This window comes from Rhodococcus sp. NPDC003322, assembly GCF_053589555.1.
The window spans coordinates 687,350-704,098 of record NZ_JBSFSC010000003.1 but is presented as its reverse complement, the minus strand read 5'-3'; the positions used below and the strand labels follow the sequence as shown (position 1 = coordinate 704,098).

At 70.2% G+C, this 16,749-nt stretch carries 16 protein-coding genes; 8 read left to right on the top strand and 8 right to left on the bottom strand.

Features of this window, described 5'->3' with window-relative positions; all coding sequences use genetic code 11:
- Window positions 1-22 precede the first annotated feature (22 nt).
- Window positions 23-325, bottom strand: coding sequence for a DUF4193 domain-containing protein (locus ACWDUM_RS15520; protein WP_387469245.1), 303 nt, complete (start codon window positions 323-325; stop codon window positions 23-25).
- A gap of 466 nt (window positions 326-791) precedes the next feature.
- Between ACWDUM_RS15520 and cei the strand changes: the two genes are divergently transcribed.
- Window positions 792-1,475 (top strand): envelope integrity protein Cei, encoded by a 684-nt coding sequence (gene cei / locus ACWDUM_RS15515; RefSeq protein WP_450115920.1) that lies wholly within the window; start codon window positions 792-794, stop codon window positions 1,473-1,475.
- A 47-nt stretch (window positions 1,476-1,522) separates the two neighbouring features.
- Here cei and ACWDUM_RS15510 read toward each other — a convergent pair whose 3' ends face one another.
- Window positions 1,523-2,356 carry an inositol monophosphatase family protein gene (locus ACWDUM_RS15510; protein ID WP_450134756.1) on the bottom strand — a complete coding sequence of 278 codons (834 nt, stop codon included), beginning with the start codon at window positions 2,354-2,356 and terminating at the stop codon, window positions 1,523-1,525.
- Window positions 2,357-2,497: 141 nt separating this feature from the next.
- On the opposite strand from ACWDUM_RS15510, the gene ppgK reads away from it, so the two are divergent.
- Together ppgK and ACWDUM_RS15500 are read left to right on the top strand one after the other, a co-directional pair.
- A complete protein-coding gene (ppgK, locus tag ACWDUM_RS15505; protein WP_450134631.1) occupies window positions 2,498-3,262 on the top strand; it encodes a polyphosphate--glucose phosphotransferase in 765 nt (254 codons plus the stop codon).
- 121 nt (window positions 3,263-3,383) lie between these two features.
- Complete coding sequence (locus tag ACWDUM_RS15500) at window positions 3,384-4,739, top strand: RNA polymerase sigma factor (RefSeq protein WP_450134630.1); 1,356 nt, start codon at window positions 3,384-3,386, stop codon at window positions 4,737-4,739.
- 4 nt (window positions 4,740-4,743) lie between these two features.
- On the opposite strand, the gene ACWDUM_RS15495 is transcribed toward ACWDUM_RS15500, so the two are convergent.
- From ACWDUM_RS15495 to ACWDUM_RS15485, 3 genes are read right to left on the bottom strand one after another with little or no spacing between them, the layout of a single operon-like run.
- Window positions 4,744-5,964 (bottom strand): cation:proton antiporter, encoded by a 1,221-nt coding sequence (locus ACWDUM_RS15495; RefSeq protein WP_450115917.1) that lies wholly within the window; start codon window positions 5,962-5,964, stop codon window positions 4,744-4,746.
- 3 nt (window positions 5,965-5,967) lie between these two features.
- On the bottom strand, window positions 5,968-6,450 hold the full coding sequence (locus ACWDUM_RS15490) for a cation:proton antiporter regulatory subunit (protein ID WP_450115916.1): 483 nt from the start codon (window positions 6,448-6,450) through the stop codon (window positions 5,968-5,970).
- Window positions 6,451-6,489: 39 nt separating this feature from the next.
- The gene (locus ACWDUM_RS15485; protein ID WP_450134755.1) at window positions 6,490-6,822 is read right to left on the bottom strand and encodes a DUF952 domain-containing protein; all 333 of its coding nucleotides are present in this window, start codon (window positions 6,820-6,822) and stop codon (window positions 6,490-6,492) included.
- Between the two features lie 226 nt (window positions 6,823-7,048).
- Here ACWDUM_RS15485 and ACWDUM_RS15480 point away from each other — a divergent pair, with 226 nt between their 5' ends.
- The gene (locus ACWDUM_RS15480; protein ID WP_450115915.1) at window positions 7,049-7,249 is read left to right on the top strand and encodes a DUF7455 domain-containing protein; all 201 of its coding nucleotides are present in this window, start codon (window positions 7,049-7,051) and stop codon (window positions 7,247-7,249) included.
- A 157-nt stretch (window positions 7,250-7,406) separates the two neighbouring features.
- On the opposite strand, the gene ACWDUM_RS15475 is transcribed toward ACWDUM_RS15480, so the two are convergent.
- Window positions 7,407-9,137, bottom strand: a complete 1,731-nt coding sequence (locus ACWDUM_RS15475; protein WP_450134629.1) for a DEAD/DEAH box helicase — start codon at window positions 9,135-9,137, stop codon at window positions 7,407-7,409.
- Window positions 9,138-9,355: 218 nt separating this feature from the next.
- Between ACWDUM_RS15475 and ACWDUM_RS15470 the strand changes: the two genes are divergently transcribed.
- Complete coding sequence (locus tag ACWDUM_RS15470; RefSeq protein ID WP_450134628.1) at window positions 9,356-10,639, top strand: YihY/virulence factor BrkB family protein; 1,284 nt, start codon at window positions 9,356-9,358, stop codon at window positions 10,637-10,639.
- Here ACWDUM_RS15470 and ACWDUM_RS15465 read toward each other — a convergent pair.
- The gene (locus ACWDUM_RS15465; protein ID WP_450114375.1) at window positions 10,612-10,848 is read right to left on the bottom strand and encodes a DUF3039 domain-containing protein; all 237 of its coding nucleotides are present in this window, start codon (window positions 10,846-10,848) and stop codon (window positions 10,612-10,614) included. The two genes, ACWDUM_RS15470 and ACWDUM_RS15465, sit on opposite strands and share 28 nt — an antisense overlap.
- Window positions 10,849-10,928: 80 nt before the next feature.
- Here ACWDUM_RS15465 and ACWDUM_RS15460 point away from each other — a divergent pair, with 80 nt between their 5' ends.
- The 3 genes from ACWDUM_RS15460 to ACWDUM_RS15450 all read left to right on the top strand — a co-directional run bounded on the left by ACWDUM_RS15460 (window position 10,929) and on the right by ACWDUM_RS15450 (window position 13,930).
- Window positions 10,929-11,291, top strand: coding sequence for a DUF3099 domain-containing protein (locus ACWDUM_RS15460; protein ID WP_450114374.1), 363 nt, complete (start codon window positions 10,929-10,931; stop codon window positions 11,289-11,291).
- 35 nt (window positions 11,292-11,326) lie between these two features.
- The gene (locus ACWDUM_RS15455) at window positions 11,327-12,808 is read left to right on the top strand and encodes a DUF7782 domain-containing protein (RefSeq protein ID WP_450114373.1); all 1,482 of its coding nucleotides are present in this window, start codon (window positions 11,327-11,329) and stop codon (window positions 12,806-12,808) included.
- 153 nt (window positions 12,809-12,961) lie between these two features.
- A complete protein-coding gene (locus tag ACWDUM_RS15450; RefSeq protein WP_450114372.1) occupies window positions 12,962-13,930 on the top strand; it encodes a sigma-70 family RNA polymerase sigma factor in 969 nt (322 codons plus the stop codon).
- Between the two features lie 133 nt (window positions 13,931-14,063).
- Here ACWDUM_RS15450 and ACWDUM_RS15445 read toward each other — a convergent pair whose 3' ends face one another.
- Complete coding sequence (locus ACWDUM_RS15445) at window positions 14,064-16,748, bottom strand: bifunctional acetate--CoA ligase family protein/GNAT family N-acetyltransferase (RefSeq protein WP_450134754.1); 2,685 nt, start codon at window positions 16,746-16,748, stop codon at window positions 14,064-14,066.
- Window position 16,749: the final 1 nt, after the last annotated feature.

Genomic DNA, 16,749 nt, shown 5'->3' with positions numbered 1-16,749 from the left:
GCGCGGCCGCAGTACTGCACCGTCAGGCGGCGCAGTCCATGCAGATCATGACGCCGTTGGCCTCGCTGGCCAGCCGGCTCCTGTGGTGCACCAGGAAGCAGCTCGAGCACGTGAACTCGTCCGCCTGCTTCGGCACCACACGAACCGACAGCTCCTCGCCGGACAGGTCGGCGCCCGGCAGTTCGAAGGATTCCGCCGTATCCGACTCGTCGACGTCGACGACCGCGGACTGGGCCTCGTTTCGCCGCGCCTTCAACTCCTCCAGCGAGTCCTCCGACACCTCGTCGGATTCCGAACGCCTCGGTGCGTCGTAGTCGGTTGCCATCTCGTGTTCCCCTCGTCCTCTCTCGTCATCTGTCCCCGTCCCCACGCCCCGGTGGGCGCGCCGCCTGTTGCAGCCTCGCTGCACAACGCGGCAGAACGAAAATTCGTGCCCGGAAGTTAGCAACAGAAAATATGATTCGCCTCACATTCTCTGAAACTTGCACACCTCCGCGACCATCGTCCTGTCACGATCAGGCGGGCAGACAATAGCCGAACTCGGCGAAAATGTCTCGGTCCATTTCCCCGTGGCCCGAAAATCGTCCGGCAATCGTCACAAACACCTCGGCGGCCCTGGACATTCCGGGCCGGGAGGACATCCGTCACACCGCGACACGCCGCGCGCGGCGCAGGCCGTCGCCGCCGACCACGCCCACGCCGCCTGACCTCCGGTGTCGCAACCCGGCACCGCCCTTCACTACGCTGTGCGCACGCAGCAGCACCCGAACAGCGAGAGGTCAGGACGCAACGTGGTTTCACTGATCACCGAGGGCAGCTCCACGGGCCCCAACGGCAAGCCCTACCCGTACCGCCGGGCACTGCCGGTGATCGCCCTCATCGCGGTGCTCGCCGTCCTCGGCGCCGTGGTGTGGTTCCGGATCCTGACCAAGCCGGAGGAGCTGTCCGCCCCGGTCGTGTGCAACCCGCCGTCCGTGTCCGGTCCGCTCGACCCGAACGAGCCCGAACCGCAGCCGCTGGGCGAGCCGGTGTCCGCGACGACGCTGCTCGACGTCGAGCCGGCCCCGCTCGCCTCCACCCGCGTCCGGGTCTTCAACGCGAACGGTGAGCGCGGCCAGGCCGCGGACGTGGCGTCCCAGCTCAGCGACTACGGCTTCGCCTCCGCACCGGACGTACAGTCCGGCAACGACCCGGTCTACGTCGACCAGAACATGCAGTGCCAGGGTCAGATCCGGTTCGGATCGAACGGCCTCGCGGCCGCCAGCGCCCTGTGGCTGGCCATGCCGTGCGCGGAATTGATCCAGGACGGCCGCAGCGACGACATCGTCGACCTCGCACTGGGCACGTACTTCCGCAAGCTCCAGCCGAACACCGACGCCGAAGAGGTCCTCTCCTCGCTGAAGACCGCCGCCCCCGGCGGCGCCGGCGCGGTGGACATCGACCTCCTCAAGGCCGCGCGCGCCGCGCACTGCTGATCTCGGCGGCCGCTTCGCACCGCCTGTGCCGACCTCGGCGGCCGCCGCTACACCGGGATCGGGTCGAGCGCCCCCACCTCCGCGAACAGCGCATCCAACGCCCTCGCGACCCCCGGGGCGGCGGCCACCACGATCGCACCCTCGTCGCCGCTGGACTCCGCCGACGGCAACCGCACCACGGCACCGGCCTCCTCCGCGACGAGCGCGCCTGCGGCCCAGTCCCACGGGCTCAGACCGTGCTCGAAGTGTGCGTCGACCCGACCCGCCGCAACCATGCACAGGTCCAGCGCGGCAGACCCGATCCGGCGGATGTCGCGAACGCGGGGCAGCAGCGCGGCGACCAGTTCGCCCTGCCGGCGACGGCGGCCCTGCGCGTACCCGAAGCCGGTCGCAAGCAACGACATCGACACCTCGGTGACGGTGGTGCAGCGCAGTCGGTGCGCCGTGCCGTCGGCCTCGTGGAGCGTTGCGCCCAGACCACGGGCGGCCGAGTAGACCGCACCCGCCGCGACGTCGACCACCGCGCCCGCGACGGACACGCCGTCGATCTGGGCGGCGACGGAGATCGAGTACGCAGGGATCCCGTACAGGAAGTTGACGGTGCCGTCGATGGGGTCGACGACCCAGCGCACTCCGGCCGGGCCGCCGTCGCGCCCACCCTCCTCCCCCAGCACCGCGTCACCGGGACGGATCTCGGCCAGCCGCGCCCGGATCACGTCCTCGGTCTCGGTGTCCACGACGGTCACCGGATCGGTGGGGGTGCTCTTCGTGGTCACGGCGTCGGAGGCGGCCTCGTCACCTACCGCTGCGAAGACCTCCGGACGGCGGCGCGCGACGTGCTCGGCCGCCTCGACCGCGACCCGAACCGCCACCGCGCGCAACGCGGCCGGGTCGTCGGGGGCCTGTGTGACAACGGCGTCGAGGTGGGCACGGACTGCGGGATGATCGGCGAAAAGCGGCACGCCCCATGGTGCCTCACCGGTTCCCGTCACGCAGCACCCACAACCACTATCGTGACCGGCATGACGACGCAGCGGGCGAATCGGGGTTTCGGCATCGACGTCGGGGGCAGCGGCGTCAAGGGCGGTGTGGTGGACCTGGACACCGGCCAGTTGATCGGTGACCGGATCAAGATCCTCACCCCGCAGCCGGCCACGCCCACCGCCGTCGCCGCGACCGTCGCCGACATCGTGCGGCAGGCCGGATGGGACGGACCGGTCGGGATCACACTGCCCGCCGTCGTCACGGCGGGCGTCGCGCGCACCGCCGCCAACATCGACGGGACGTGGATCGGGACCGACGCCAACGCCCTGTTCTCCGGAGCGCTCGGTGGCCGCGCCGTCACCGTGCTCAACGACGCCGACGCCGCCGGGGTCGCCGAGGACCGGTACGGCGCGGGCAAGGACGTGGACGGCGTCGTCGTGCTGCTCACGTTCGGCACCGGCATCGGCTCGGCGATTCTCAACCACGGCGTGCTGCTGCCGAACACCGAGTTCGGGCACATGGAGGTGGACGGCAAGGAGGCCGAGCACCGGGCCTCGTCCGCGGCCAAGGAGACCAAGGACCTGTCGTACAAGGAGTGGGCGAAGGAGGTCTCCCGGGTGCTCACCCGCTACGAGGACCTGCTGTGGCCGGACCTGTTCATCGCGGGCGGCGGAATCAGCCGCAAGGCCGAGAAGTGGATCCCCCACCTGACCAACAGAACACCGGTCGTCGCGGCGTCGCTGCAGAACACGGCGGGTATCGCGGGGGCCGCTCTCGCCGCTGTGACCAGCATCGGAACGTAGCTCCCCGCGACGATAGTTACAATGGTGAGGCCGACGTCCAAGCCGGCCGAAATCAACTGACCTCTCCGCCGGAAATCCACTCTGGCGTGACGCCGCACGACTCCGTCACGAAAGGGCGTACGTGGCCGCCACCGAAACCAGTCCGACCTCCGACTCCGCGACCGAAGCGGAGGTCACCGGTACCGCTCCCGCGAAGAAGGCGGCGGCGAAGAAGGCCCCTGCGAAGAAGGTGGCCGCGAAGAAGGCCCCTGCCAAGAAGGCGGCCGCGAAGAAGGCCCCTGCCAAGAAGACCGCCGCCAAGAAGGCGGGTGCCAAGAAGGCGACCGCCAAGGCCGGCGACCCCGATGCGATGGACGAGGGTCTCGACGACGGCGACATCGGCGATCTCGACGTGCCCGAGGGCGACCTGACCGACGAGGTCGTCGAGGAGGTCACCGTCGAGGAGGACGAGGCGACCGAGGAGCCGTCCGAGAAGGACAAGGCGTCCGGCGACTTCGTCTGGGACGAGGAGGAGTCCGAGGCGCTGCGGCAGGCCCGCAAGGACGCCGAGCTCACCGCCTCCGCCGACTCGGTGCGCGCGTACCTCAAGCAGATCGGCAAGGTCGCGCTCCTCAACGCCGAGGAGGAGGTCGAGCTCGCCAAGCGCATCGAGGCCGGCCTGTACGCGACCCAGCTGATGCAGGAGCACGCCGAGAAGGGCGAGAAGCTCCCCGCCGCGCAGCGCCGCGACATGAACTGGATCTGCCGCGACGGCAACCGGGCGAAGAACCACCTGCTCGAGGCCAACCTGCGCCTCGTCGTGTCGCTGGCCAAGCGCTACACCGGCCGCGGCATGGCGTTCCTGGACCTGATCCAGGAGGGCAACCTCGGCCTGATCCGCGCGGTCGAGAAGTTCGACTACACCAAGGGCTACAAGTTCTCCACGTACGCCACCTGGTGGATCCGGCAGGCGATCACCCGCGCGATGGCCGACCAGGCCCGCACCATCCGCATCCCCGTGCACATGGTCGAGGTGATCAACAAGCTCGGCCGTATCCAGCGTGAGCTGCTCCAGGACCTGGGCCGCGAGCCCACTCCCGAGGAGCTCGCGAAGGAGATGGACATCACGCCGGAGAAGGTGCTGGAGATCCAGCAGTACGCGCGCGAGCCGATCTCCCTGGACCAGACCATCGGCGACGAGGGCGACAGCCAGCTCGGCGACTTCATCGAGGACTCCGAGGCCGTCGTCGCGGTCGACGCGGTGTCGTTCACGCTGCTGCAGGATCAGCTGCAGTCGGTCCTCGACACGTTGTCCGAGCGCGAGGCCGGCGTCGTGCGGTTGCGGTTCGGCCTGACCGACGGCCAGCCCCGCACCCTCGACGAGATCGGCCAGGTCTACGGCGTCACCCGCGAGCGGATCCGGCAGATCGAGTCGAAGACCATGTCGAAGCTGCGCCACCCGTCGCGCTCGCAGGTGCTGCGCGACTACCTCGACTAGATCGTCAGATCTCGCCCGTCTCGTCCGGAACGGCCGTCGGCTCCTGAGCCGACGGCCGTTCGCGTAGCCGGGGCACGAGCAACCGGGTGACCGGTTCGACGATCCGGGCGGCGACCGGTCCGAGCACAGCCATCAGGAGGACGTACGCGGTCGCGAGCGCCGCGATCTCCCCCTCGACGGCACCCGCGGAGACGGCGAGACCGGCGATGACGATCGAGAACTCGCCGCGGGCGACCAGCGCGGCCCCGGCGCGGGACTGACCCATCAGGGCGACGCCCTGCCTGCGGGCGGCCCACGCCCCGGTGACGATCTTCGTCACCGTGGTGACCACCGCCAGCGCCGCCGCCCAGCCGAGCACCGGCGGGACGGTCGCGGGGTCGGTGTTGAGACCGAACACCACGAAGAACATCGCCGCGAACAGGTCCCGCAACGGCTCGAGGACCTGGGCCGCGTTGCGGGCGGTCGCCCCCGAGATCGCGATGCCGAGCAGGAACGCCCCGACCGCCGCCGACACCTGCAGCGAGGACGCGAACCCCGCCACGAGCAGCGCCGCACCGAGCAGTTTGAGCAGGAACACCTCGCGGTCCTTGGCGTCCACGATCGCGGACACCACGTGGCCGTAACGCAGCGCGACCGTCAGTACGAGCGCCAGCATCAGCAGGGCGACGACCAGCGCCTTCACTCCCCCGACGAGACCGACCCCGGCCAGGATCGCGGTGAGGATCGGCAGGTAGACCGCCATCGTCAGATCCTCGAACACCAGGATCGAGAGCACCACCGGGGTTTCGCGGTTGCCGAGCCGACCGAGGTCGCTGAGTACCTTGGCCACGATGCCGGACGACGAGATGTAGGTGACACCGGCCATCACGAGCGCGCCGACCGGACCCCAGCCGAGCAGCAGCGCGACGGCCACACCGGGAGCTGCGTTGAGGACCAGGTCGAGGACGCCGGCCATCCACGACTTGCGCAGCCCGGTCATCAGTTCCGACGCGGAGTACTCGAGTCCGAGCAGCAGCAGCAACAGAACGACGCCGATCTCGCTCGCCAGGTGGCCGAAGCCGCTGATGTCGCCGAGCGTGATGAATCCGCCCTGCCCGAAGCACAGACCTCCGACGAGGTACAGCGGAACCGGCGACATGCCGACGCGGCCGGCGAGGCGACCGAGCACACCGAGGACGAAGAAGACCGCACCCAGCTCGACGAGCGCGAGCGCGGTGCTATCCACGGCTCACCCGTGGTGCAGGATCTTGGTGGCGGCGTCCAGGCCGTCGGAAGTGCCGACTGCGACCAGCAGGTCGCCCTCGGTCAGATTGAAATCCGGATTCGGCGACGGGTACGCCTGGCCGGCCCGCATCACGGCCACCACCGACACCCCGGTCCGGCTCCGCATCGCGGTCTCCCCCAGTGTGCGGCCGTCGAACGGTGACTCCTCGGTGATCGGGAGTTGCCGGGTGGTGATGCCGGGCAGGTCCCGGTGCTCCTCCCGCAGCTGCGACACCAGCTGCGGCGCCCCGAGCAGATTCGCCAGCACGGCCGCCTCGTCGTCGGTCAACCGCACCGAGGCCTGGCAGGCGTCGGGATCGTCCTTCTTCGAGACGATCAGGTCGGTCCCGCCGTCGCGCAGCGTCACCACGCCGACGCGTCGCCCGGTGGAGAGTTCGAAGTCCTTGCGGATCCCGATCCCGGGCAGTGGGGTCACTTCCACGTTCATGTCTCAACGGTAGCGCTGGAACGAGTTTCCGGTCGCAGGTCATGGATTCGGGGGTGTTCCGAACGTGCCGTCCGGGCCCGGCCGGTACGGCGCGACCGCGATGACCGCGGCGACGGGGAGCGGGCCGTACAGGTGAGGGAACCGCATCGACGCCGGATCGGTCGGCACCCCGGGTTCCCAGCGAACCTCGGCGCCGAGCCCGGTCGCGTCGAGGTACAGCAGGACCAGATCGTCGCGCCCGGCGAACAGACGGTTCGCGGGCAGGTGCACCTGCTGCGGCGTCGACAGGTGCACGAACCCGTCCTCGGCGAACGAGTCCGGGACACGCACACCGGCGGTCCGGGATTGCTCCCACTCGGCTGCGGTGCACATGTGTACGAGGGTCGGGTCCGTCACGGACAGACCCTATCCCGCGCCCGTTCGGTGACCTGCATCACCGGTCCGGCCGTGTTTTCTGTTAGTGAAACCACAAAGAAACACCGTCGGGAACATCGTCCGAACGCCAAACGTCTGACAGAGTGATGCCACCGCGTCACCCGACGCGGCGGACCAGCCCCCAGGGGTCCCGGGTCGCACCGGGAGCCAGTACGGAGGAGTCATGCCCGGAACACTGACCAGCCCCCCGTTGACCGCAGCCGACCGGTGCGACCGGTGTGGTGCCGGAGCTCGCGTCCGCGCGGTGCTCGCCACTGGTGGAGAACTCCTCTTCTGCCAGCATCACGCCAACGAGCACGAGGATCGACTCCGCGCGATGAACGCCACCATCGTCTCCGGCGCCATCGACGAGGCAGCGATCTAGGCCGTCAGAACCGGGCGGCCTGACCTCAGACCCCCATTCGACCGGAAGGGCCCGCACCATGTGGTGCGGGCCCTTCCGCGTGTCCGGCGGTCGGTGCAGCGGCGGGTCACCACCGCCGCGGTGCGGCGCGGTCACGACCGCCACGACCGCGGTGCGGTCACCAGCGTCGCAGCGTGGCGATCCGTTCGGTGAGCTGATCGACGGTCGCGATGGCGGTCGGAGGTCCCCCGCACACCCGGCGCAGTTCGCCGTGGATCCAGCCGTGCGGCTTGCCGGTGCGGTGGTGGGTCATCGCGACCAGCCCGTTGAGTTCCTTGCGCAGCTCGGCGAGCTTGGCGGCCGACCCTGCGCGGTCGGCTACGACGGGCGGAGGGACCGGCGCCGCCGGTGCGGATGCCTTCGACTTGTCGAGCTGGCCCGCCTGCCGTTCCCGCAGCAGCGCCCGCATCTGGTCGGCGTCGAGGAGACCCGGCAGTCCCAGGTAGTCGGCTTCCTCGTCGCTGCCGGCGAAGGTCGCGGTGCCGAACGAGGAGCCGTCGTAGATCACCTGGTCGAGTTCGGCGTCGGCGCCGAGGGACGTGAACGCCTTCTCCTCCTCGCCGAGCTCGTCCTTCTGCTTGTTCGCGTCGGCGATCAGTTCGTCGTCGAGGCCGTCCTTCTCGCGGTGCGGCTTGCCGAGGATGTGGTCGCGCTGGACCTCGAGCTGGCTGGCCAGGTCGAGCAGGACGGGCACGGACGGCACGAAGACGCTGGCCGTCTCCCCCTTCTTGCGGGACCGCACGAAGCGGCCGATCGCCTGCGCGAAGAACAGCGGGGTCGACGCGCTGGTCGCGTACACCCCGACCGCGAGGCGCGGCACGTCGACGCCCTCGGACACCATCCGGACCGCGACCATCCACGGCTCGGTGTTGCTGCTGAACTCGGCGATCCGCTTCGAGGCGGTGGGGTCGTCGGAGAGCACGACGGTCGGCGCCCGCCCGGTGAGCGATTCCAGGATCTTCGCGTAGGCGCGCGCGACGGTCTGATCGGTGGCGATGACGAGGCCGCCGGCGTCGTGCATGCCATCGGATCGCAACTGCTGGAGCCGGGTGTTCGCGGCGGCGAGGACCGCGGGGATCCAGTCACCGTTCGGGTCGAGGGCGGTCCGCCAGGCCCGCGCGGTCTGTTCGGCGGACAGCGGCTCGCCGAGGCGCGCGGCGAATTCCTCACCGGCGTTGTTGCGCCAACGCGCCTCGCCGGAGTACGCGAGGAACACCACGGGACGCACGACGCCGTCGGCGAGGGCGTCGGAGTATCCGTAGGCATGATCGGCCTTGGACCGCATCAGTCCCTCGTTGTCCGGCTCGTACTGGACGAACGGGATCGCGGAGTCGTCACTGCGGAACGGGGTACCGGTCAGCGCCAGCCGGCGGGTCGCCGGTTCGTACGCCTCGCGGATCGCGTCACCCCAGCTCTTGGCGTCACCGCCGTGGTGGATCTCGTCGAGGATGACCAGGGTGCGGCGGTTCTCGGTACGCACCCGGTGCTTCGTCGGATGCGACGCCACCTGTGCGTAGGTGACGACGACGCCGTGGTAGTCGGCGGAGGTCTGACCGGTCGAGTTGGAGAAGTTGGAGTCCAGCGCGATGCCCATCCGGGCGGCGGACTCGGCCCACTGGTGCTTGAGGTGTTCGGTCGGCGCGACGACGGTGATCTCGTCGACGGTCCGGTCCCCGAGCAGTTCCGCGGCGACCCGCAGCGCGAAGGTGGTCTTGCCTGCGCCTGGGGTCGCCACCGCGAGGAAGTCCCTCGGCTTCGTTGCCAGGTACTTCGTCAGCGCACGCCGCTGCCAGGCTCGGAGGTTGGCGACGGGTGCGGGGGCTGGTGATTCGGTGTTACCCGTGAGCACTGTCGCGTCCGCTCCTTCTCGACTGTGGGGTCGATCTCGACCGTGAAGACTGCCGGACGAGCCTAACGCCCCCCGCCGACGTTCTCTGCATCCGATGGCCCGTGCGACCGGAGGTGTCGCGAAGGCAACACCGACGGGTGGGCGACCGGTGTTGCCTTCGCGACACGGACGCCACCGGTGCGGACCAGCACCCGCTCGTCAGGGATGCTGGAAGCATCATGAGCGAACCGATCGGCCCCCAGCACCCGGGCGAGGTCCCGGGGGCGCCGTCGGATCTGCCCACCCACCACGCGGACCACATCCCGGACCGGCACCCGCTGTGGAAGGCCTGGCTGGTGATCCGCCGCACCGCGGTCAAGGCTTGGGGGGACTCGATCTTCGGGAAGGCCGCGACGGCCGCGTTCTGGCAGACGCTGTCGCTGCCACCGCTGCTGCTGGGTCTGCTCGGGAGTATCGGCTACGTCGGCGGCTTGTTCGGCCCCGACACGGTGCGGATCATCGAGTCGAAGATCATCACCTTCAGCCGGTCCGCGTTCAGTGAGAACGTCGTCGACCAGCTGATCTCGCCGACGGTGTCGGATGTGCTCGGTCGGGGGCGCCCCGAGATCATCTCCGCAGGCTTCCTGCTGTCGTTGTGGGCGGGCTCGTCGGCGATCTCGACGTTCGTCGACTCGATCGTCGAGGCGCACGGGCAGAAGGACGCCCGCCATCCGGTGTGGCAGCGGATCTTCGCGCTGCTGTTGTACGTGATGTTCCTCATCGTGGCGGTGTTCGTGTTGCCGCTGGTGGCGCTCGGGCCGACGATGATCGGCCGGGTGATGCCCGCGTCGTGGTACGACGTCGGTTCCCGCATGGTCGACGCGTTCTACTATCCGGCGGTCGGACTGCTGCTGATCGCCGGCCTGACCACGCTGTACAAGGTGGCGCTGCCGAAGTCGCTGCCGTGGCATCGCCTGCTCGGCGGTTCGCTGCTCGCGGGGGTGTTCTTCATGGCGGCGAGCACGGTGCTGCGCCACTATCTGACGTGGGTGACCGGTACCGGCTACACGTACGGGGCGCTGGCGGCTCCGATCGCGTTCCTGCTGTTCACGTTCTTCCTGGGGTTCGCGGTGGTGCTGGGCGCCCAGTTCAACGCGACGATCCAGGAGTTCTGGCCGGCTCGGGCCACCCGGATCGAGCAGATGCGGGAGTGGCTCGCGTCACAGGCGGCCTCGGCCCCGGCCGCCGACGGCTCGGTCCCGAGCCTGACCCGGCGGCTGGCCACGGCACCCATCCGCATCGTGAACCCGGATCGGGGCAGGCACGAGGCCGCCGACCCCGAACATCCGGACATGTGCGACCTACCCGAGCCGCCCCACCTGCTCGCGAGCGAGGCGACTCCCTCGCCCGTCGGCGAGGCGACTCACTCGCCCGTCGGCGAGCCGGCTCGATCGCCCGTCGGCGAGGCGACTCACTCGCCCGTGGGCGAGGCGACTCATTCGCCCGGCCGGAGCCCGTCGTAGATCTTCTTGCAGTCGGGGCACACCGGGGATCCGGGCTTCGGCGACTTGGTCACCGGGAACACCTCGCCGCACAGGGCGACGACGTGGGTGCCCATGACCGCGCTCTCGGCGATCTTGTTCTTCTTGACGTAGTGGAAGTACTTGGGGACGTCGTCGTCGGTGGACTCGTCGGTCGTGGTGTCGGGACGTTCCTTGGTCACAGTGCTCACTCGTCCATGATGACGCATCCCTGGGAGTCCGGCGAGCCCCCGGTGGTGCATCTGGGCTCTGCGAGTGGGACGCTGGAGTCATGTCTTCGAGTTCAGCCATCCCCCCGCAGGACCAGGGCGACGAGAGCTCGCGGAACCCGATTCTGATCACCGATGCGGCACAGTCGTTCGACGAGCAGCAGCGGGCCCGTATCCGCAAGTACACGATCATGATGGGGATCCGGATCCCCGCACTGGTGCTCGCTGCGATCGCGTACAGCGCGTGGGGCAACGGGTGGATCAGCCTGCTGATCATCGGTGCGTCGATTCCGCTGCCGTGGATCGCCGTCCTCGTCGCGAACGACCGGCCGCCGCGGCGCGCCGACGAGCCGCGCCGATTCGACCACAAGCCGGTCGCGGGACCGGCGATCGAGTCCACGGACCATCGCACGATCGAGGGCTGACGGGCAGCCGCCGTCCCCACTGAGACAATGGCCGCGTGAACCGCGACCTCCTCTCCCTGTGTGGCCCGCTGCGCGAGGCCCTGCACCGCACCGACTACACCGCCGACGCCGTCCTGGAGGCACTCGGCGACGATGCGCACGCGGCTCTGGGCCGAAGCGAACCGGTGCCGGTTCGCCGCGCCACCCGGGACGCCGGCGAACTGGGGGTGCTGGTCCGGTTGTTCCTGCTCGGCGACGACTGCCCGGCGAGCGAGGTCGCGGCGGCGCTCGCGCCGGTGGATCTCGACCATGCGGTCGCGGCGGGGCTGCTCGAACGCGACGGTGACCTGGTGCGGCCGGCGCTGGACCTGCGGCCGATGGATCTCGGGCAGGGCAACCGCTGGGTGATCTCCGACCTGGACGGCAGCATGCGGCCGCGGACCACGGCCCCCGACCATGTTCTCGGGGTCGGGCATGCGTCGCTGTCGCTGCTGCGCGGCACCCCGACGGCCGGGACCGGAACGGTGCTCGACGTCGGCACGGGCTGCGGCATCCAGGCGTTGCACGCCGCCGGGTACGCCCGGGCGGTGACGGCCACGGACATCAACCTGCGGGCGCTGGACCTGTCGGCGGCGACGTTCGCGCTCAACGGTGTGGACGTCGAACTGTTGCCGGGGTCGTGGTTCGAGCCGGTCGCGGGGCGGACGTTCGATCGGGTCGTCGCGAATCCGCCGTTCGTGGTCGGGCGGGCCCGGGTCGAGCACACCTACCGGGACTCGGGCCTGGACCTCGACGGGGCGAGCGAGCTGATGATCTCGCGGGCGATCGACCACCTGAATCCGGGCGGGACCGCGTCGATGCTGGCGTCGTGGGTGCACGTCGCCGGGGAGGACTGGCGGTCGCGGGTCGCGTCGTGGCTGCCTGCTCACGGTGTCGACGCGTGGATCGTGCAGCGCGACGTCGCGGATCCCGCGCTGTACGTGGGGACGTGGATGCGTGACGCTGGGCTGGACCCGCGGGATCCGGCGACCGCCGCGCAGGCCGAGTCGTGGCTGGCGCACTTCGCCGACAGCGATGTCGAGGGAATCGGGTTCGGGTTCGTGTACCTGCGCCGCACCGATGCCCCGTCGGACGTGCTGGCCGAGGACCTGCGGCACGGTTACAGCGATCCGCTGGGCGACGAGGCACTCGGCTACCTCGACCGGGCGGCGTGGTTGCGGGACCGGGACGTCCTCGCGGAGCGGTTCGAGGTCGCGCCGGCCACTGCCCTCGAGCGGGTGTACCTGCCGGGTGAGGAGGGGTGGCAGCAGGTCGTGGCGCGGCTGCACCGGGGCGACGGTCCGGCGTGGCAGCACGAGGTGGACGAGCTCGCGGCGGCGTTGCTGGGTGGAATGCGTCCGGACGGGCTGGCGTTGGGGGAACTGGTCGAACTGCTCGCCGCCGCGCACGGCGAGGACGCCGATCCGCTCGCGGGTTCGGCGGCCGCACTCGTGCACGGATTGGTCCGGCACGGTCTGGTGCTCCCGGTGGGAATGTGAAGCCGGTTCCCGGCGATCGTTCTTCTCAGTAACTTCTCAGGTCGAGTGGCGGGAACCTGCAGGTCAGCGGCGATGTGACGGAGATCGCTCGGGAACTTTGCCTGGTGGCGGGGCGTTGAACCACATGAGAGACCACCGATGAGGAGGCAGGTCATGACGAGCCCCACCACCCGCCGAGCGCGCCCGACTCCCGAGGATCTGGATGCCCAGTCCCCGGCCGCAGACCTGGTACGTGTCTACCTGAACGGGATCGGGCGTACTGCGCTGCTGACCGCCGCGGATGAGGTCGAGCTTGCGAAGCGGATCGAGGCGGGACTGTATGCCGCGCACGTGCTGGAGACCGGGAAGCGCCTGACGGCCAACAAGAAGCGCGACCTGGCCGCCATCGTCCGCGACGGCGAGAAGGCCCGCAGTCACCTGCTGGAGGCCAACCTGCGTCTGGTCGTCTCCCTGGCCAAGCGGTACACCGGCCGCGGGATGCCGCTGCTGGACCTGATCCAGGAGGGCAACCTGGGCCTGATCCGCGCGATGGAGAAGTTCGACTACGCGAAGGGCTTCAAGTTCTCGACGTATGCCACCTGGTGGATCCGTCAGGCGATCACGCGCGGCATGGCGGACCAGTCCCGCACGATCCGGCTGCCCGTCCACCTGGTCGAGCAGGTGAACAAGCTGGCCCGGATCAAGCGGGAACTGCACCAGCAGCTCGGCCGGGAGGCGACCGACGAGGAACTGTCGGAGGAATCGGGCATCCCCGCCGCGAAGATCGCGGACCTGCTCGACCACAGCCGCGACCCGGTGAGCCTGGACATGCCGGTCGGCACCGACGAGGAGGCGCCGCTCGGCGACTTCATCGAGGACTCCGAGGCGACGTCCGCGGAGAATGCCGTCATCGCCGGACTGCTGCACAGCGACGTTCGCAGCGTGCTCGCCACGCTCGACGAGCGTGAGCAGCAGGTGATCCGGTTGCGGTACGGGCTCGACGACGGCCAGCCGCGCACGCTCGATCAGATCGGCAAGATCTTCGGCCTCTCCCGTGAGCGGGTCCGGCAGATCGAGCGCGAGGTGATGGGCAAGCTGCGTCAGGGCGAGCGGGCCGACCGCCTGCGGTCCTACGCCAGCTGACGTCACTCCCCCACGAACCAGCGCCGGTCGATCCGAAGCTCCTTCCCCCCTCGGGAGCGACGGATCGGCCGGCGCGTCTGTGTCCGGGGCCCACGTCCGTGTCCGTGGGCCTGCTCCGCCGGACGTGGGTGGCTCAGCGCAGGCGGCGCGGCCCCAGGTCGACGCGGGTGCTCGGTTCGGGTCCGATCCGAACCCGCGAGTCGGTGATCTCGGCGCCGCTCTCGCTCGCCAGGACCGGCTCGCAGACCAGTTCCCGCACCTCGGGCAGGTCGTCCCCCAGCGCCGAGATCCGCTGCAACAGATCCACCAGCGCCGCCCTGTTCACTCCCGGCCCGCCGCGGTAGCCGGCAAGCAGCGGTGCGGCCTTCGGCGCGTCGATGAGTTCGCCGGCCTCCTCCTCGGTCAGCGGCAGCACCCGGTAGGCGCGGTCCCCGAGCAGGTCGGAGATCACACCGGCGAGCCCGAACGAGATCAGCGACCCGAACGACGGGTCGTCCTGCACGCCGATGGCGCAGCCGAATCCCTTCGTCGCCATCTTCTGCACGTACAGCAGCGGGTCCCCCGATGCCGCCGCGAGGTCGCGGTAGGCCCGGCGCACGGCGTCCTCGGTGTCGAGGTCGAGGCGCACCCCGCCGAGGTCGGGGCGGTGCCGCCACTGCTCACGGGTGGCCTTCACCGCGACCGGATAGCCGAGGGCCTCGGCCGCGGCGACCGCCTGCGCCTCGCTGGACGCGGCGGCGAACTGGGCGATCGCGACGCCGTAGCACGCCAGAAGTTCCGCTGCCTCGAAGTCGGTCAGCCACCGCCCCTCGCCGCCGCTGTCCGCCAGCCACGAGTCCACCAGTTCGGCGGCGCGGGCGGCGTCGATGCCGTCGGGCCGCACCACCTGCGAGATCGGTTTGTCGCGCCATTGCGCGTAGCGCCACGCCCGCGCCAGCGCCAACGCCGCCCGCTCGGGTTCCGGATACGACGGCACCGAGCCGCGGACCGGGTTGCTGTCCGGGCCGAGCACCGCGAGCACGTCCGGAATACCCTCGGCAGCAAGGAAAGTGGTCACGATCGGCTTGCCGGAGTCGCGGGCGGCGTCGCGCACCGCCTTGGCGTAGGGCTCCGGGTCCATCGCGACCGGCGGCACGAACACCGCGATCACCGAATCCACGTCGGGATCCTCGATCGCCGCGCTGACCGCGCCCGCGAACTCCTCCGGACCGGCCTGTGCTCCGAGATCAACGGGATCGCCCGCCTCCAACCCCTGGGAGCGTGCGGCGTCCACGGCCAGCACGCCGAGCGCCGACGAGTTGCCGACCACCGAGAGCCGCGGTCCCGCGGGCAGCGGTTGGTAGCCGAAAAGCACCGCGCAGTCGAAGAGTTGGGCGATCGACCCCACCTGCACGACACCCGCCTGCGCGAACAGGTCGGAGACGATCGGGTCGTCGATCTCGACGGCGTTCGCCTTCAGCGCGGGCGGGACGGCATGCCGGCCGGACTTGACCGCGACGACCGGTTTGTTGCGGGCGACCCGCCGCGCGATCCGCGAGAACTTGCGCGGGTTGCCGAACGACTCCAGGTACAGCAGCACGACCTCGGTCTCCGGGTCGGTGTCCCAGTACTGGAGCAGGTCGTTGCCGGAGACGTCGGCGCGGTTGCCGGCGGAGACGAAAGTGGACAACCCGATGCGGCGCTGGGCCGCCTCGTCGAGAATCGCGATGCCGAGGGCGCCGGACTGACAGAAGAATCCCACCTTGCCGCCGTGCGGAAGCACCGGCGCCAGGGTCGCGTTCAACTGCACCGCGGGGTTGGTGTTGGCGACACCGAGCGCGTTCGGGCCGACCAGCCGCATGCCGTGGGCGCGGGCGGCGTGCACGAGCCTGCGCTCGGAGGTGTAGCCGTCGGACCCGGTCTCGCTGAACCCCGAGGACACGACGACGAGCGCCTTGACGCCCTTGGCGAGGCAGTCGTCGAGGACGGAGTCGATCGCCTCGGCGGGCACGGCGACCACCGCGAGGTCCACGTCGTCGGGGATGTCCCGCACCGAGGGGTACGCCCGCACTCCGCGCACCGACCGGTGTTCGGCGTTGACCGGGTAGACCGGCCCCGTGAACCCGGCCTCGAGCAGGTTGCGCAGGACCGCGTTGCCGACCTTGCCGTTGTCGGTGGACGCGCCGATCACCGCCACCGACTGCGGACTGAGCAGGTTGCGCACGCTGCGCGCCTCGGCGGCCCGCTCCCGGGCGTTGCGGACGGTCAGCAGCGCCTCGGTCGGGTCGATGGCGAATTCTAGTCGCAGCACCCCGCCGTCGAAGCTGCGGCTGACCTGGTAACCGGCCTCCCGGAACACGGAGACCATGTTGCGGTTCTCGGCGAGGACCTCGGCGACGAACATGGTCAGGCCGTTCTCGGCGGCCGCGCCGGCGAGGTGTTCGAGCAGGATCGGGCCGAGGCCGCGGCCCTGGTGTTCGTCGGCGACGACGAACGCCACCTCGGCCGACTTTCCGTCCCCGACCTCGAGCAGTCGCTCGTACCGGCCGACGGCGATGATCTCGTCGCCGAGGATCGCGACGAACGCCACCCGATTGTGGTGGTCGACGGTGGTGAAGTGCACGATGTCCCGGTTCGACATCGTCGGGTACGGCCCGAAGTAGCGCAGGTACCGGGTCCGCTCGGACAGCTTGGCGTGGAACGCGACCAGCCGGTCCGCGTCCTCCGGGGTGATCGGACGCAGGTGCACGGCGCCGCCGTCGGTGGCGAGCACGTCCGCGATCCAGTGGGACGGAAAGGCGGGCCGGATCGGCTGCGGGGTCGAGTCGGGGTTGGTGATG

What these genes read in the sequence shown, in the direction of transcription:
- ACWDUM_RS15520 (WP_387469245.1), bottom strand. Translation starts at nt 325, where the DNA reads ATGGCAACCGACTACGACGCACCGAGGCGTTCGGAATCCGACGAGGTG.
- ppgK (WP_450134631.1), top strand. Translation starts at nt 2,498, where the DNA reads ATGACGACGCAGCGGGCGAATCGGGGTTTCGGCATCGACGTCGGGGGC.
- ACWDUM_RS15490 (WP_450115916.1), bottom strand. Translation starts at nt 6,450, where the DNA reads ATGAACGTGGAAGTGACCCCACTGCCCGGGATCGGGATCCGCAAGGAC.
- ACWDUM_RS15485 (WP_450134755.1), bottom strand. Translation starts at nt 6,822, where the DNA reads ATGTGCACCGCAGCCGAGTGGGAGCAATCCCGGACCGCCGGTGTGCGT.
- ACWDUM_RS15480 (WP_450115915.1), top strand. Translation starts at nt 7,049, where the DNA reads ATGCCCGGAACACTGACCAGCCCCCCGTTGACCGCAGCCGACCGGTGC.
- ACWDUM_RS15470 (WP_450134628.1), top strand. Translation starts at nt 9,356, where the DNA reads ATGAGCGAACCGATCGGCCCCCAGCACCCGGGCGAGGTCCCGGGGGCG.
- ACWDUM_RS15460 (WP_450114374.1), top strand. Translation starts at nt 10,929, where the DNA reads ATGTCTTCGAGTTCAGCCATCCCCCCGCAGGACCAGGGCGACGAGAGC.
- ACWDUM_RS15450 (WP_450114372.1), top strand. Translation starts at nt 12,962, where the DNA reads ATGACGAGCCCCACCACCCGCCGAGCGCGCCCGACTCCCGAGGATCTG.